General features: G+C 68.8%; 8 protein-coding genes. 5 read left to right on the top strand and 3 right to left on the bottom strand.

The window, feature by feature from the left end:
* Positions 1–580 precede the first annotated feature (580 nt).
* On the top strand, positions 581–2,548 hold the full coding sequence (locus CEF10_RS13170; protein WP_232796507.1) for a hypothetical protein: 1,968 nt from the start codon (positions 581–583) through the stop codon (positions 2,546–2,548).
* Entirely contained in the window at positions 2,545–5,817 is a 3,273-nt protein-coding gene (locus CEF10_RS13165; RefSeq protein ID WP_101068638.1) for a hypothetical protein, read from the top strand. Before CEF10_RS13170 ends, CEF10_RS13165 begins: the two co-directional genes overlap by 4 nt.
* A gap of 27 nt (positions 5,818–5,844) precedes the next feature.
* Here the strand turns inward: CEF10_RS13165 and CEF10_RS13160 are convergent, their stop codons facing one another.
* Positions 5,845–8,529, bottom strand: a complete 2,685-nt coding sequence (locus CEF10_RS13160; protein WP_101068637.1) for a cation-translocating P-type ATPase — start codon at positions 8,527–8,529, stop codon at positions 5,845–5,847.
* A gap of 346 nt (positions 8,530–8,875) precedes the next feature.
* Here CEF10_RS13160 and CEF10_RS16935 point away from each other — a divergent pair, with 346 nt between their 5' ends.
* From CEF10_RS16935 to CEF10_RS13145, 3 genes are read left to right on the top strand one after another with little or no spacing between them, the layout of a single operon-like run.
* Complete coding sequence (locus tag CEF10_RS16935; RefSeq protein ID WP_157933030.1) at positions 8,876–9,469, top strand: ABC transporter substrate-binding protein; 594 nt, start codon at positions 8,876–8,878, stop codon at positions 9,467–9,469.
* Positions 9,466–10,155, top strand: a complete 690-nt coding sequence (locus CEF10_RS13150) for an ABC transporter ATP-binding protein (protein ID WP_101068635.1) — start codon at positions 9,466–9,468, stop codon at positions 10,153–10,155. The genes CEF10_RS16935 and CEF10_RS13150 overlap by 4 nt, the downstream gene beginning before the upstream one ends.
* Positions 10,152–11,261: an ABC transporter permease gene (locus tag CEF10_RS13145; RefSeq protein WP_101068634.1), complete on the top strand. Its 1,110-nt coding sequence runs from the start codon at positions 10,152–10,154 to the stop codon at positions 11,259–11,261. Before CEF10_RS13150 ends, CEF10_RS13145 begins: the two co-directional genes overlap by 4 nt.
* Positions 11,262–11,283: 22 nt before the next feature.
* On the opposite strand, the gene CEF10_RS13140 is transcribed toward CEF10_RS13145, so the two are convergent.
* A complete protein-coding gene (locus CEF10_RS13140; protein ID WP_101068633.1) occupies positions 11,284–12,471 on the bottom strand; it encodes a lipocalin family protein in 1,188 nt (395 codons plus the stop codon).
* 759 nt (positions 12,472–13,230) lie between these two features.
* On the bottom strand, positions 13,231–15,801 hold the full coding sequence (locus CEF10_RS13135; RefSeq protein ID WP_332870152.1) for a penicillin-binding protein 1A: 2,571 nt from the start codon (positions 15,799–15,801) through the stop codon (positions 13,231–13,233).
* Positions 15,802–16,176 lie beyond the last annotated feature (375 nt).

The following is a 16,176-nucleotide window of genomic DNA, read 5'->3' as shown; positions in this document are numbered from 1 at the left end:
TGCAAAACGAAATCATCGAACGGATCCGCCTCCGGCACCTCGGGCAAGTGGGTGACCTCGCAAGGTGTCGGCGGCCGCGACCTGCGCACCGGGGAGCTTGCCGCGCTGTTCGTCAGCGTGCACGGTGCCGAGGTGATCCCGCCGGGGGCCACCGTTCGCGGCACGATAGAGCCGCGGCGCGACGGCGACCACTACAGGGGCGAGCTTGCACGGCAAGGCGTGTTGACCGTGGCCTTTCCAAAGGTGCCGCCCGAACTCGACATGGCGTTCCGGGTGCGCACCGGGACCGGGCGGCAGGTCTGGCCGTGGCAGAACGCGCAGACCGTGGGCGCACCGTTTGTCGCCCAGCCCGAGATCGAGGCGCCCGGTCGCTGCGTGATCGAGGTTCGAGACGGGCATGACGACAGCCGATCACCCGACAGTTACACGATGAGGGCAAGGCTTGACTGGCAACGGCATCACCGGTGCAACATGCATAGCAGGGTCACGCCGGCGTCCATGCCTTTTCGGGCCGGCCGGTTGCCCCGCGGTTTGAGCCATATCAAGGCCGCGTTCGCCGATACGCTCCATTCAAATGAACATGCACGAGTCGTCAATGGCCACCCCCTTCCGGAATTCGATCCTGTCCTGTGTTTGCCTCGGCCTGCTCGTCGCGCTCGTCGTGGCGCCGGCCGCCGGTGCGCGCGCCGAGTCCTTCACGCCGATCCGGGTCGAGACGAAGGGCGACGGCCCGAAGGAGCGTGTCGTGCGCTTCGAGGTCAACCCGCTGGCGCGGTTCCACCCGCTTGACAAGCAGGTGCCGCTCGTCGCGCCCATCCGCGCCGCCATGGAAGACCAGCAGGCGCAGGCGCGCGACCTGTTGCGCACGGCCGAGGAGCAGGCGTTCCGGCAGGGGCTTTCCCTCATCTCCGCCGACCTGGGCATCATGGGTGCCGGGGCTACGCTGTTCGAGCATCTGTCAGGCTCGAGCGCAGTGTCATCGGCCTATTCCAAGCTGGGCAGTGCGCTGAACAACCTCGGCCTCGCGCTCACGCTCTACCAGTTGGCGCTGGGGCCGGTCTCCGGCGACGGGCGGCCGGAAATCCTGAACGCCTACAAGGGCGTCGCCAGCTACCTCATGGGACGTTTCGGCACGCCGGGCATGCAGCTCGCGATGATCGCCGGGCTGCCGATCGACGTCTCGCTGAGCTACTTCGGCGAAGCGGCCTGGTCGGCGCGCGAGGACGCCTGGCGCCAGTCCTACAAGAAGTATTACCGCGAAACGGAGCAGGCCGCGAAGGATCGCTATTACGGGTCCGTCGGACGGTTGCCACCGACCCTGGAAGAGCGTGTCGCGGAAATCCGCAACCGCACCGAGGGCGGGCGCACGATCAACGAGTGGAAACTCCTGCTCGCGTGGTACCTGGACAACATCAACAGGCCCGAAAAATTCAGCAGCGTCATGCACACCGAGGTCAGGAACTACGTGAGCCTGTTCTGGGACAGCGCGCGGTTTTCGGAGTATGCCGCGGACGTGGACCAGGCGACGGCCGGAATGGCGCGCGGCGCCTCGCTGACGAAGGCGATCAGGAAAAAGCTGGAGGACGAACACTATTCGGTCATCATGGCCAAGCTGATGCGCGACGTGCTGCCCGAGATCGCCCGCGAGCGGTTTCTCGACGGGTTGAACGAACAGGTGGCCACCCTCAACCGCGAGGTCCGGCCCGAGTTGAACGCGCCGCTGACGCTGGAGGTCTCGGCCTTCGGGTTGGAAGGGCCGACGAAATTCCACATGCTGCTCGGCGATGGCGAAACGTGGCGGGGCACGCTCAAGCCCGGCGAGCCGCTGCATATCCGGCTGACGAAACTTGCGTGGCTGAAGGCGGGCTTTCCCGACACCATTCGCCTTGACAGGCCCGACGGCGCCGTCACGCGCCGCTTCGTCTTCGAGCGGGACGAGGCGCTGGTCGTATTCGGCACGCCCGAGGCCGAGGGGATCATCACCTCCTTCGATCGCTCGGAGGGGCCGCAGGACTGCACCGTCACCACGCGCAGCAAGGGTCGGCCGGACCGGCAGCGGCAGGAGCAGCGCCCGGCGAATCCGGGCACGCGCCTGCAGACCGCCGTCTCGCCCGGGAAGTATCTGCTGGTGGGCCGGTTCGACGGTGCGGCGTGGACGGCGGCGGCCCCGGGTCGCGTGCTGGGGGTCGCGCGGGGCGCAAATGCCGGGGTGCCGGCGTTGGGCCAGGGCGACGCGATTTTCGCCGCCCCCTATTTCGAGCGGATCACCGCCATCTCCGACTGCGAGGGCAAGGTGGGCGACACTCCCCTTGCCCAGATGACGCAACCGTTCCGGTGCCGCGTGCATCGCCTGCATCGCGCGCGCGCCGGGGACGGGGGCGAGACCGTCACCCGCTGCACGGCCGAAATGAGGCTGCAACTGGCCGGCGCCTGGCACGAGACGGCTGACGGGCACGAATACGTGCCCTTCGACCGCGACCAGCTAAAAGCGATCGGGCGCGAATACGAAAACATGCTCGACCGCCTGCCCGGCGCGGGTGTCCAATGACCGAAAGGACCGTTTCCATGATGCGTGCCGCGTTCTTCGCCCTGCTGCTGGCCACACCGGCTTTTGCCCAGACGGATGCCGAGACGATCGACAAGCTGGCCGACCAGTACGGCGATTTCGCCCCGGCGGTGGAGGAAGAACCGCTCGACGAGCTCCTGCCGGAGACGGATGAACCGGCCGGCGAGGCCGACGCGCAAGACGGCGACACGCAGGCTGATGTCTTCGCGGTCGAGCCCTCCCCAACGGAGAGCGCGCAGGCGACGCCCGCGGACCCGGGCGCGGCGGACATCCCCGAGGGCTGGACCCGGCACGAGGCGCTTGGCCTGACATTTGCCGTGCCGTCGGACTGGAAGGTCATGCGCGAAAAGGACGACATCTACGTGGTCGCGGCGCCGGGCACCGTGCCGCGCGAAAGAAAGGGTCTGGGCCTGGGCATTCAGACGCTGGATCATAACGATTCACTCAAAGGCTATGTTGAGGACGAAAGCTTTTCCGCGCTTCTGCAGGCAGACCCGCGGCCCGCATTGGTCGTCGGGCCGGGCATTGCTTTCGACCGCTTCATCGCGCGCCCGGAGCAGACAGGCGAAAGCACCGGCTCGGAAGGTGTGGTATCGCCCTACCGCCATGCCGAATACGGCCATCACTTGGTGAGTTTCCAGGCCTTCGATCCCGCGCTTCTCGACGACAAGGCGGCCCTGATCGAGCGGATCTATGCCACCATCCGGGTGGCAGACGCCGAGGCATTCAGGGCCGCAACGACCCGCGCCGGACCGGATGGCGTTGCCCCGGCCGAACAGGTCACCACGCTGGGCGGGCTGTTCACGGTCCGCCCGCCCGAAGGCTGGGAACTGCACGAGGACGAGGAAGAGGTCACCCTGCGCACCGAAACGGTATGGAGCGCCTATGTCACGCTGCGCCGGGGCGAAACGGCGCGGGAGGAACTCGGGGGGCGCCGGGGGTCTGTCGGCATGCTTTCGCGTTTCCAGGGCGTGCCGGAGGAAAGCGCCGCCAATATCCTGGGCCAGCCCGCGCGGCTCTATTCCGGCCCCTTGCCCTACAAGGGCATGCAGGTCGGCCGCAGCATCGACCTGCGCGGCCAGGCGCGCGAGTACGTGCTCGAGCGGTGCCTGCCGGACGGCTCACCGGTGATGATCGAGATGGCGGCGCCCGAGAGGTGGCTTGAGGACAACGACCTCCAGGCCGTTCTGGATAACATCGAACCGCATTGGCCCGACGGCATGCAGGAATGCCACCCCGCGATCACTGCCCGCGCGGAATTCGCGCTGGACGGGCTGTTCGCCTTTGTCCCGCCGGAGGGGTTCGAAACCGGGCGCAGTCGCTCCGCGTTCCGGATCAGGACGAAGGACGACCCCCATGCCAGCCTGAACGTCGGAACCGGAGGGGATTCCTTCCCGTCGGTTTTCCAGTTGAGCTCATCGAACAGCCTTGGCAACGGTTTCCTTGCCCCGCCCGAAACGCGCCGCACGCAGATCATGGGTGAGCCTGCCACGCTGTTCGCCGGCCGCGGGGCGCGGGGCGACGACACGGGCGCGCGGCAGGTGGCGCTGCTCGACAAGTGCTTGCCCGGGGATGAGCCGGTGGTGGTCGAGGCACGGGCCGACGACGCCTGGCTGGACGCGAACGACGGGATCGAGGCCCTGCTCGACGACGCGTGGCTGCTGCTGCCCGAGGACGCGCGGCCCTGCGACCCGGGGCTGTTGAAGACCGCGATGGAGGTTTCGCGCGCCGGTGACGCGCCGCGGGCCACGGCAGAGCCGGGGGCAGAGATGCCCGAGCCTGTCGCCCCCCGCGCGGCCGAGGCACCGCGCGCCGACACCGCCGCCGAGACGCAGGCGGACGGGCCGGCGGCGGCCAGCCCCGCAGACGGCCGGACCCCGCCGGGCTGGATCCGCTACGAAAAGTTCGGCCTGTCGGTCGCCCTGCCGCCCGACTGGACCGTGGCGCGCGACGACGCGACCGATTTCACCGCCATCGCCCCGGGCCACGACCGGGCGCGGCGGGTCGGGCTGGGGCTCGACATCCGCATGCTCGACGCCGAGGAGGTGGCGCGGCCGCTTCTGACCGACCCGGCCGTGCGCGATGTCTTCACGGCCTCCGGGATCGAGACGTTGCCGGTGGCGCCGGGCGTGGACTTCATCACTTTCGTCGTCGACAACGAGGCCTTCGGCTCGAGCGTGCGGATGTACTGGGCCGTCTCCCAGCATCGGTTCCCCGGCGGGCACCCGCTGGTGGGCTTCGGCGCGCTCGACAAGGCGTCGTTCGAGAACAATCGCGCGCTCATGGATCGCATCCTCGACACGCTGCGGCTTGTCGACCGGCAGGCGTTCCTTGCCCGCGGCACGCTTGTCGGGCCCGGGCTGGGAACCCCGGAGGATCCCGCTGCCGCGCCCGCGCGGCCCGCGCCGCAGGCCGAGCCCTCCACGGCGACGACGCCGGCCGGTGGCGGCGTCTGGCAGGCGGTGGGCGACCCGGTCACCGGCGGTATCGACAGCAAGATGGCGGTGGGCAACGGCCCGTCGGCGCCCACGACGTTCCGGCTGGCCCGCCGGGCGATGATCGACCGCATCACGACCTACCACTGGAACCACGGGCAGGGCGCGGCGCCCGGCACGATCGCCCTGCGCGACGAGAGCGGGCAACTCTACGGACCGTGGCCCGCCTACGGCTCGGAAGGGCAGGGCGGGGTGCCTGATGCCTATTGGCACGTGGAGCCCGGCATGGTGCTGCCCGGCGGGCTTTACACGGTCGTGGATTCCGACCCGTCCACGTGGGCCACCAATGCCGACGTGGACAACCGCGGCATCTTCACGGTGGAAATCCGCAGGGTCGTGCGGCGCGAGGCGCAGCAGGCTCCGGCCGCGCCCGCGCCGTCGCCGTCGCCATCAGGTTACTACACCCCGGCGCGGGGCACGGACGAACGCGCGGCGCTGATGGACGCGGCCCGCGTTCCGGTGCAGCGCGAGCTGGGCCAACCGGTGATCTTCAAGGTCTCGCGGCTGCGCAGCGACGGCACATGGGCCTACCTGGAGGCAACGCCGTTGCAGCCGGACGGCCGACCGCTCGACTGGTCGCGCACGCCCATGGCCGAGGCCTGGGCCGCCGACATGATGAGCGACCTCGTCCTGCTGGTGCTGCGCCGCGATCCGGGCGGCTGGCGCGTCGTCGAGCACGTCATCGGGCCAACCGATGTCGCCTGGGTCGGCTGGATGGACCGGTACGGCTGGCCGCGCGTGCTGTTCGCGGACTGAGGCCTCCAGCGTCGCCCGGCCGCGCCGTCAACGCACTTGCGCCGCCTGGCGTTCACGACGGCGCAGGACGGTCTTGTGCGCCTCCTCGGTCACCAGCAGCGCCAGCGCGACGCCCAGCAGCAGCGTCCATTCGCGCAGCGAGATCGGCTCGAGCGCCAGCACGTCGCCCAGCCCGGGCATGTACATCGCCCCGATATGCAGCGCCTGCGCCCCGGGCACGGCGAGGATCAGGAACGGGTTGGCGAAAAAGCGCATGCGAAACAGCGAGCGTGTCTCGGACCGGCTGGACAGCGCGTGGATGTTTCCGAACAGCACCATCAGCATCAGCGTCAGGTTCCGCGCCGCGTCGAGGCCCGTGCCCGCGTCCAGCAGATACCAGTAGGTCGCGAAGGCCAGCCCGCCCATCAGCGTGCCGGTGATGAGGACGTGTTCGATGATGTGGCGTTCGAAGATCGGCTCGTCCGGGCGGCGGGGCGGCCGGTCGAGTTCGCCGCCCTCCTTCGGCTCGAACGCCAGCGCGACGTCCTGCAACCCGTTGGCCACGAGGTTGAGCCACAGCAGCTGCACCGCGATCAGCGGCATCGGCAGCCCGGCCAGCACCGTCAGGAAGAACAGCAGCAACGCCGAGAAGCCGGTGGCGATCAGCAGCCCGATCACCTTGCGGATGTTGTTGTAGACGATGCGCCCCTGCTCGATCCCGTCGATGATCGAGGCGAAGTTGTCATCGGTGATGATCAGGTCGGCGGTTTCGCGCGCCACGTCCGTGCCGCGCTTGCCCATGGCGACGCCGGCATTGGCGCGGCGCATCGCGGGCGCGTCGTTCACCCCGTCACCCGTGACCGAGACGAAGTGGCCCGCCCGGTTGAGGCTGTCGACGATCGCCTCCTTCTGCGTGGGCTCGATGCGGGCGAAGACGCGTGCCGGGCGGATCAGGGCGTCCAGCCGGTCGCGGTCGTCACCGGCCTCGTGGATCATGGCGCCGGTCACGACCGCGTCGTCGGGCCCGCAGAGCCCCAGCTCGGCGGCGATCGCGCGGGCGGTCAGCGGGTGATCGCCGGTCACCATCGCGACCTCCACGCCGCCACGCCGGCAGCGCGCGACAGCGTCCTTGGCCTCGGGGCGCAGCGGATCGATCATCGCGACCATGCCCAGAAAGGTCATCTCCTGCATCTGGTCGAGCGCGCCCGCGCGCCGCGCCGGCCGCCGTGCCAGCGCGATCAGCCGGTAACCCTGCGCGGCGAGTTCCGCGAACCGTTGCTCGATGGTTTCGGTCTCGATCGGCACCGGCCCGTCGCGCGTCTGCATGTGCGTGCACAGCGACAGGATCTTTTCCGGGCTGCCCTTGATGTTGAGCATGGGCGCCTCGGCGTCCTCGTTCAGGCTGCCCGACAGCGCGCGCTCGGATTCGTAGGGCACCAGTTCCAGCTGCCGCTTGCGCAGCCGGGTCTGCGACAGCGACAGGCCCAGCTTCTTGGCCAGCACCAGGAAGGCCACGTCGACGATGTCGCCGTCCGAGACCCACTCCCCGCCGGCGTAGTCCAGCATGCTCTCGTTCGCGAGCACACCGGTGATGCACAGATCCTGCAACCGCGTGTCCGGCGCCGCGCCGTTCTCGCCCTCGACCGTGCCGGGGCCCACCCCCTCGCCGGTCGCCGAGAAGCTGGTGCCGTCCGCCAGCACGATGCGGCGCACGGTCAGCTGATTGACCGTCAGCGTGCCCGTCTTGTCCGAGCAGATGAACGTGCAGGAGCCGAGCGCCTCCACCGCCACCAGCTTGCGGATGATGACGTTGAGCCGCGCCATGCGCCGCATGCCGATGGCCAGCGCCACGGTCAACGCCGCTGGCAGGCCCTCCGGAATGGTCGAGACGGCAAGACCGATGGCCATCATCACCATGCCCTCGGCGTCGTATCCGCCGCGCAGCAGCATGAGCGCGGCAAGCAGGACGATCGCCGTGATGATCGCGGCCGCGACGCGATAGGTGAAGGTGCGGATGCGGATCATGAGCGGCGGTTCGGACACGCGCCGCTCGGCGACGTGGCTGGCGATACCGCCGATCTGCGTGTTGCCGCCCGTGGCCGTGACGACACCGCGGCCCCGGCCGCGGGTGACCACGCTGCCGGCGAAACAGTGATCGACGCGGTCGCCCAGCGCGGCGTCGGCGGGCACCTCGGCCCCGGCGTTCTTGGTCACCGCCGTCGATTCGCCCGTCAGCATCGATTCATCGACGGTCAGGCTCTGGCTGTCGTCGAGGCGGATGTCGGCGGGCACCTTGTCGCCCGAACTGAGCAGGACGATGTCGCCCGGCACGACGCGCTCGGCGTCGATGCGTTTCGGCGTGGCCTCGCGAATGACGCGCGCCGTGCCCTTCACGAGGTTGCGCAGCGCCTGCGCCGACCGCTCGGCCGAGAACTCCTGCACCGTCCCGATGGTCGCGTTCAGCAGCAGGACCGCGGCGATGAACACGGCGCTGGGGATCTGCCCGATCGCGAGCGAAACGATTGCCGCGATCAGCAGGATATAGATGAAGGGGCTGAGGAACTGCCGCAGGAAAATCCTGAAAGGACCGGCGCTTTCGGGCTCGGGCAGTCTGTTGGGGCCATCGCGTTCGAGCCGGCGCGCGGCCTCGGCTTCCGTCAGGCCGGTGCCCCGAGGCGTATCCGTGCCTGGTGCGGACTGGTCCGCGCCGCTCTCGAGATCCCGGGATGACATGCTCCGCCCCCTGAAATGGCCCGCCTGTTGCCACGGCCGCCGCGCGGCCGCGTCCCGGGCTTGCCCACCGGCGCGTCAGGCAACGCCGCCGCTTTCCTGCCAGCCGAGTGTAACGCGGCTGCGACCCGCGCACCATCGCCTCCATCGCTGGCGGGGCGACTCGTCTCGACCTTCGGGTAACGCGGGGGCGCGAACGGCGCTTTCGCACCACCTTCGGTCCCCGGGCCGGGCCTGCCCGGAGATGGCGAACACGACCCGGTCCGAATCCGGACGCCCCGTGTTGATCCCGCCGCACAGTTGGCGGATAAGGATCCAACCGTGGCAGCGCCGTGGAAAGGGTGGAAACGTGCGAAAATTCTGCAGGGCCCTCGCGATCGTTTGCCTGGCTGCACTGCTTTCGATCCGGCCGGCCGCCGGCCGGGCCGAGGATCCGTCGCTCGCGGACTGGGCGTCGGATGCGGTTCGGGCGCTCGACGCCCTGTCGGCGAAGGCCGACCTCGCACCCGACGCGCGCATGCGCCGCTTCAGGAAGCTTGCGACCCGGATCTTCGCGCTGGATGCGATGGCCGCCGCGGCATTGCCGCGCGATGTCAGGCCGACGCCCTCGGACCGGGCGCGCTACGGCGACGCATTCCGCCACCACCTTGCCATCGGGTTCGAGCGGGCGGTTCAGCGGTTCGGGCCGACGACATCGCGGGTGCGCGCCGTCCGGCAGCGTGCCGACACGCGGATCGTCCTGTTGCGGACGCAAAGCGAAAAGCGCACCAGGACCAGCGCGTGGATCCTCTGCCCGCCTCCTGCGTTGCGCGTCTGCGACGTGGAGGTCGACGGCATCCGCATGTCCGCGCACCACCGGCGCGAGTTCGCGGCGGTTCTGGCGCAGGAGGGGCTGGAGGGATTGATCGCGCATCTCCGTTCCGGGCGGCTGGCGCGGCCATGACGGAAACGCTGGCGATCCGGGCGCGCGGCCTCGAACGGACGTTCCGGCGCGGCGCCGTACGGGCGCTTGCGGGCGTGGATATCGACGTGCCCGCGGGCGCCAGCGTGGCCATCACGGGGCCCAGCGGCAGCGGCAAGACCACCCTGCTGCACGCGCTGGCCGGGCTTCTGCCCGTCACGGCCGGAGAGGTGCGCATTGGTCAAGAGGTGCCGCGGACCCCGGCCGACTGGGCACGCTTCCGCCGCGATCACATCGGCCTTGTGTTCCAGGACGACTGGTTGCTCCGGCGCCTTTCGGCGGTGGAAAATGTCGAGATCGCGATGCAGGGCACGCACCTGCCGCCGCGCGAACAGCGGCAGCGCGCGCTTGACCTGCTCGACCGGGTGAACGCGCGCGCCTTCGCACACCGTCGGCCGGCCGGGCTCTCGGGCGGGGAACGTCAGCGCATCGCGGTCGCGCGCAGCCTGGCCAATCGCCCGTCCATCCTGCTGGCGGACGAGCCGACCGGCGAGCTGGACAGCTTCAACGCCGAACAGATCCTGCGCCTGTTGTTCGCGCTTCACGGCACGGAGGGCCTGACGCTGATGATCGTGACCCATGACACCGCGCTCGCCGCGCGCTGCGCGCTGCAATTCCGGATGCATGACGGCCGTGGCCGTTTCTCCGGTACGGAGAAGACCGAATGACGCTGTTCGGCGTGGCGCTTCGCAACCTGTCCGGCTGGCAGCCCCGCAACCTGGGCGCGCTTGCGGGGATCACGATCGCCGTCGCGTCCTTCGTGGCGCTCGTCGGGCTGGCGCGGGGGGTGGAACATTCGCTTCTTTCGACCCTCGTCGACCGTGGCACCGACCTTATGGTCACCGAGGCCGGGGCGCTGGATCTCGTCTCCTCGATCGTGCCCGACGCCCGTGCCGAGGACATCGACGAAATCGAGGGTGTCACCCGGACCGCGCCGGAGCTTTCGCGTTTGACGAGCCTCGACGATGGCCGGTCGGTCGGCGTGGTGGGTTGGCCGGTGGGCAGTTTCCCATGGGAGAGCCTGACGGTGGTCGAGGGCCGGCTGCCGGCAGGGCCGGATCGCCGCGAGGTGGCGGTCGGAGAGGCGCTGGCCGAACGTGCCGGCTTCGCGATGGGCGATGAAGTCTGGCTGTTCCAGACCCGGTTCGAGATCACCGGCGTCGTCACTGCACCGACCGTCCTTGCCCGCAGCCTTGCCTATGTTCCGTTGACCCAGGCGCAGGCGCTGACGTTTCGCGACGGCCAGGCGACCGTGATCAACGTCCGGACGGACCCGGATCGGCCCGACGAGGTTGCCGGCCGCATACGCGAACGCTTTCCCGACCTGGCCGTCGAGCGCGCCGAAACGCTGGCGTCGGATTTCATGTTCGCACGGATCGCCGCGGTGCTGGCCTACGCGATCTCGACGGTGGCGCTGGTCAGCGCGGGGCTTGTCATCTTCACGGCGATGTCGACCGCGGTCGCCGCGCGCCGGGGCGAGATCGCGATCCTGTCCGCGATCGGCTGGGCGCGCTGGCGCATCGTCTCGGCGCTGCTGATCGAGGGCACGGTGATCGCCATGGTCGCGGGCGTGGCGGGGGCCGCGGCGGGCGTGCTCGCCGCCGAGGCCGTGGCCGCCCGGCCCGACATCTCGGGTTTCGTCGCCCCGCGCATCGGTGCGGCGTTGCTGGCACAGGGCGTCGGGCTGTCGCTCGCGGTCGGCATCGTGGGCTCGCTGCTGCCCGCGCTTTCGGTCACGCGGCGCCCGCCGGCCGAGGTTCTGCGCGGCAAGTAAGGACCGATGCCGGCGGCCGGCCTCAGCCCGCCCGCAAGCGCCTGAGCCCCGCCGAGACGGATGTGCCCAGCCGGCTGAGCGACCGGCCGAGTTGCGCGCCGAGCGTCAGCGGGGTGCCGTAGCCGACAAGCTCCAGCCGGCCGTCGCCGCCGACGGGACCGGCCGGTGTCGTTCCCTCGAAGCGGACCGCGCCCTCCCAGATGGCCGTCGTGCCGTAGACGGGGATTTCCTGATCGTCGAGAAGCGGCCGGATTTCGCCCGCCAGGCCCTCCTCCGGCAGGTCGAGCGTCCAGCCGACGGGGTAGCGCGCCCCGCTTCGGGGGCTTGTCCAGTACCGGGACGGCGTCGCGTCGACCCTGCGGCGCAGCTGCGGGCGGCCATCCTTGAAGACCACGGCGAAAGAGATGCCGTTGTGTGCGCGGGCGGCATCGCGCTGTTGGAACGCCATCAGGTCGGTCCCGTCGTCCAGGTTGAGGCCGAACCAGTCCCATCCCAGAAGCCTGTAGCCACCGCCCGCTGGTGCAAGCAGCAGCCCCTCGTAGCGGCCCCATTGCCGGTCCAGCCAGAACTGCCCCGTGACGGGGTCATCGCCCGCCGTGCCGGTCGCGCTCAGGCGCGGGCAGCATTGATACCCGAAGGCGGGACCGAGAGCGTCGTGAAGGCGCTCGCTGCGTTCGTCGAGCCAGGCGCTTTCGGGGCGCAACGCAAGCCCGGCGAATTCGTCCGGGCCGACGGCGACGCGCATGTCCAACCCGCCCGAGGAGCGCGCCAGTTCGAACCCGTTCCAGTCGACGCCGAAGGGGGTTTCGCGAAAGCGCGGGCTCGCTTCGTCGACCACCACGCCGCTTCGCCGCGCCCAATCGTCCGCCCTGGCCAGATGCTGCCTGAGCGCCAGCCCCCGCGCCGGGGCCGGCAGGCTGCCCATGGCGACCCGCCCGGCAATCTGGCGGTGATGGGTGAGGGTATGGGGGGTGACCCGGCTGTGCAGCCAGCTGCGCCCGGTCGATTCCTCCACCGTGTGCTGCAAGAGCATTGCGCCGTAGGGGGCGCTGCCGTCGAGGGCATGGATACGGAACAGCGCCGTCATGACGTGGCGCGGCCCCATCCGCGGCCCGGCAATCCGGCCCTGCACGAACCACCATTCGATGGCTGTGTCCGCGCGCGGGGCGAGGCTCGGTATCTCGTCCCGCCAGATCAGCCCGCTTTGCATCGTGTCCGCCTGTCTGGGCGCGCCGATGCTGGGGGCGCGGTTTCGTCACGCGGCGGGCTGCCCGCCGTGGCGCCCTGCGCCGGTGGCGGCGTGGGGGCGTGCCCCGCGAGGGAAGGAGGGCAGGCAGGGACGCCGCGGCAGACGTCATAAGACCGCCGGGGCGTGATACGCCGACGGTCGAACCTGGGTCGTGCGGGGAAAGGGAAATGTATCACGGTTTGCGGCCGAAGCGGACTCTGACAGTAAATTGCCGCCCGATAAGTCGCAATTTCCGCCCCGGCAATCAAGCCGGTGAAAACGCGCGCGTTCGCATCCAAGCGATCTCCACCGCGAGGGCCGTGCCGGGGCAAGCCCCTACCGCGCCGAGGGGGACAGCGGGAAGAACAGGCGAGGGCGTGACGGGCGGGGCGCCACTGCCCCTCCGTCCTGACGCGCCGGCGTTTGCCGCAATGCCACGGCCGATGAGGAGGACGCGCGGCGCCGTCAATGAGGGTGGGGGCCACACGGCCGGGGCCGCACGTCACGCCGGCCCTTCGGACCAAGAGGGTGCCCCGGGCCATTTGCGGCCGCGCGTGCCGATTGCAGGAATCCGTTGTCGGTTGTTACCTTGTCCACAACCTGTGCGGTTGGAGCGTCGATTGCTCAACCGAAACGCCCTTGAGGCGATACGCCATCAAGGCGTGCGCGCGGCGTGATGGACAGGTTTGCCGTCGCGACGGGATGCCTCGCAATCCGCCCCATCGCCTCGATCCGGATGTTTCACCGGCCAAGCTGCTCGAAGAAACGGCTTCGGTCCGATTGCCTCCCGGTGCCCGAAGCTGGCCTTGCTCCGAACGCGCCGGACGCCGGTCTTGGGTCCCGCCCGCCTTGCGCGATGCCCGGGTAGGCTGGCCGCTCGACCCGCACCGAACCGGCATCGTTCCACCGGTTGCGGCTTACCCGGTTGGTCGACCCGTCAATCCGGACCGGAGTTGCAGAGGCGATACCGCCGTTATCAGGCTCTTCGCCGCGACGGATGAACTCGGACACGACATGGGGGCCGGATGCTCCGTCGTGCAGGCGCGCGCCGGTGTGCCTGTTGAACTTCACCACATATCCGCCCTCCGGCACCTCGAAGTCCTCGCCCCCGTATGTCCTGACGGCTTTCGACATGAATTCCTGGAAAACCGGGGCGCACATGGTTCCGCCATAGGCGCCCGGGCCAAGTGGCCTCGGGTCATCGAACCCCATGTAGCAACCCGCCACGACCGTAGAGGTGAAACCGACGAACCAGACGTCCCTGGAGGCGTTCGTCGTTCCCGTTTTCCCGGCGGCGGGAACCGGAAGCGAGACCGCCCGACTCGCGGTTCCGCGTTCCACGACGCCGCGCATCATGGACGTCAGTTGATAGGCGGTGACCGCATCGAGAACCCGTGTGCCCCCGGAGAAACCCGAAGGCTCGGAAGTGCGTGCCGTTCCTTCGTCCTGCAACAGCGGCGTGCCCGTGCGGTCCAGGACCGCGTCCACCATCGTTGGGTGCACGTCGCGCCCGCCGTTGGCGATTTTCGCGAAGGCAGCCACCAGTTTGGCCAGCGTGGTTTCCTGGGATCCGAGGACGTTGGCAAGATGCGGGGTCATGGGATCATAGATGCCCAGGCGCCCGGCCAATTCGGCGATGGGATCGAGACCGATCTGCCGGGCGAGGCGAACGGCCATGACATTGCGTGACCGTTCGAGGCCGGTCCGGAGCGTCGTGTGCCCGAGGAAACCCCCGGACGCGTTCTTCGGGCGCCAGGTGCCGTTCGGCGTTTCTATCTCGAGCGGGGCGTCGAGCACCCTGCTCGTCGGGTCATACCCGCGTGCCAGGGCGGCGGCATAGACGAAGGGCTTGAAGACGGATCCGGGCTGCCGCATCGCCTGTGTCGCGCGATTGAACGGCGAGTGCTGGTAGGAAAAACCGCCATGCATGGCGATCACCCGACCGGTGTTCACCTCCATCGCCATGAAGCCGCCCTGGATCTCGGGGACCTGTCGAAGCGACCAGCGGACGAAATTCCCGTCTCCGCTCGTTTCGGCCCGGACGTGAACGACCTCGCCGTCGCGCAGCAGGTCACGCGCGCTTCGGGCGCGTCGACCGACGGTTCCGTCGGTGTCCTGCCTCCGTCTCCATGGCGCCGCGCGAAGGTTGATCCAATGGCCGCCCGGTGCTGCCTCGACTCCTTCGATGCCGATGCGCGCGCGGTAACCGTCCAGGGAAAGCACGACGGCGGGTCGCCAGCGGCCATCGAGATCAATGTCCCTCGCAACGGGGATGTCGGACAGCGCGGCCCGCCAGGCCGGTTCGCTCGCAAGGTCGGCGGCGGCGACCCGCTGCCCGGTCGGTCGCCACACCCCCCGTTTCCGGTCGTAGCTTTCGAGCCCGCGCCGCAACGCCTGCGCCGCGGTTCTCTGCATTTCGGGGTCGACGGACGCCCGGATGGTAAGCCCGCCGGACTTGAACCTTTCCTCTCCGAGGGTCTCCGTCAGCTGGCGCCGGATCTCGTCGGTGAAATAGCTTCTCGGCGGCAACGCCGCGGCAAAACCCGGGATATCACCGCTCTGCACGGTTTCCAGCGGCGCCCAGATTTCCGCGTTGTAGACGTCTTGCGTGATGAAGCCGTTTTCGTGCATTTCCCGCAGCACGTAGTTGCGGCGTGCCCGCAGGCGCGCCATGTCGTCGACGGGGTGCATTTTCGAGGGCGCTTTGGGCAAGGCGGCAAGCACGGCGGCCTCGCGCAACTCGAGCTCTTCGAGGGACTTGTTGAAATAGGTGCGGGCGGCCGCGGTGACACCATAGGAATCCTGTCCCAGGAAGATCTCGTTGAGGTAGAGTTCCAGGATCCTGTCCTTGCCCAGCGCCGTCTCGATCCGATTGGCCAGGATGAACTCCTTCACCTTGCGATCGAGGGGCGGATCGTCGGCAAGGAGAAAGTTCTTGAGAACCTGCTGTGTGATCGTCGAAGCGCCGCGCATCTCGTCGCCGGTTCGGAGCGCATCGACGAGGGCGATGCCGATCGCGCGAAGGTCATAGCCGCTGTGCTCGAGGAAATTCTTGTCTTCGGCCGAAATGAACGCGTTCTTGACGACTTCGGGAATGTCATCGATCGGTGTGAAAATGCGCCGTTGCGTCGCGAATTCATCCAGAAGCACGCCGTCGACCGAATAGATCTGCGTGATCTCGGCGGGTTTGTAGTTCAGCAGCGCATCATGTTCGGGCAAATCCCGTGCGAACAGGAAAACCACCACGAAGAACACCATGACGGTGGTGACCAGAGCGGAGTTCAGAAGCGCCGCGCTCAGCAAAACGAACACCGACGCAAAACGCGCGGCAACGCTGCGGCGTCGCGTGCCGTTGCGCGGGACAGCATCACTTGTATCGACCGGGGCCGGACGCGCGCCACCGATCCCCTCAGCGGGTTCCTCAAGGCCGTCCGAAAGGTCGTCGCGGTCCTTCAGAAGCTCGAAAAGATGTTGATGGCGGCAATCGGACAATGCGGCACGCCCCCCTGTGCCAGATGAATGTTGAACAGAATTCCAAAAACCTCTTCATTCTTCGCGATTCGAAAAAATTATCAATATTTTTCCAGCAATTGTTTCCGTTTATCAAATAAATGGAGGTTGTATCATTGAACTGTTTACCTTTTGCCGGGTGCGGGTCTTGGTTCAACCCGGCCGCTGGCGCCGGGG

Origin of the sequence: Roseovarius salinarum (assembly GCF_002834145.1) — a bacterium.
In the GTDB taxonomy this organism is placed as follows: domain Bacteria; phylum Pseudomonadota; class Alphaproteobacteria; order Rhodobacterales; family Rhodobacteraceae; genus Roseovarius; species Roseovarius salinarum.
This window is presented reverse-complemented; position numbering and strand designations above follow the sequence as displayed.

Coding starts and splice junctions, on each gene's coding strand:
- CEF10_RS13170 (WP_232796507.1), top strand. CDS start 581: ATGCACGAGTCGTCAATGGCCACCCCCTTCCGGAATTCGATCCTGTCC.
- CEF10_RS13165 (WP_101068638.1), top strand. CDS start 2,545: ATGACCGAAAGGACCGTTTCCATGATGCGTGCCGCGTTCTTCGCCCTG.
- CEF10_RS13160 (WP_101068637.1), bottom strand. CDS start 8,529: ATGTCATCCCGGGATCTCGAGAGCGGCGCGGACCAGTCCGCACCAGGC.
- CEF10_RS13150 (WP_101068635.1), top strand. CDS start 9,466: ATGACGGAAACGCTGGCGATCCGGGCGCGCGGCCTCGAACGGACGTTC.
- CEF10_RS13145 (WP_101068634.1), top strand. CDS start 10,152: ATGACGCTGTTCGGCGTGGCGCTTCGCAACCTGTCCGGCTGGCAGCCC.
- CEF10_RS13140 (WP_101068633.1), bottom strand. CDS start 12,471: ATGCAAAGCGGGCTGATCTGGCGGGACGAGATACCGAGCCTCGCCCCG.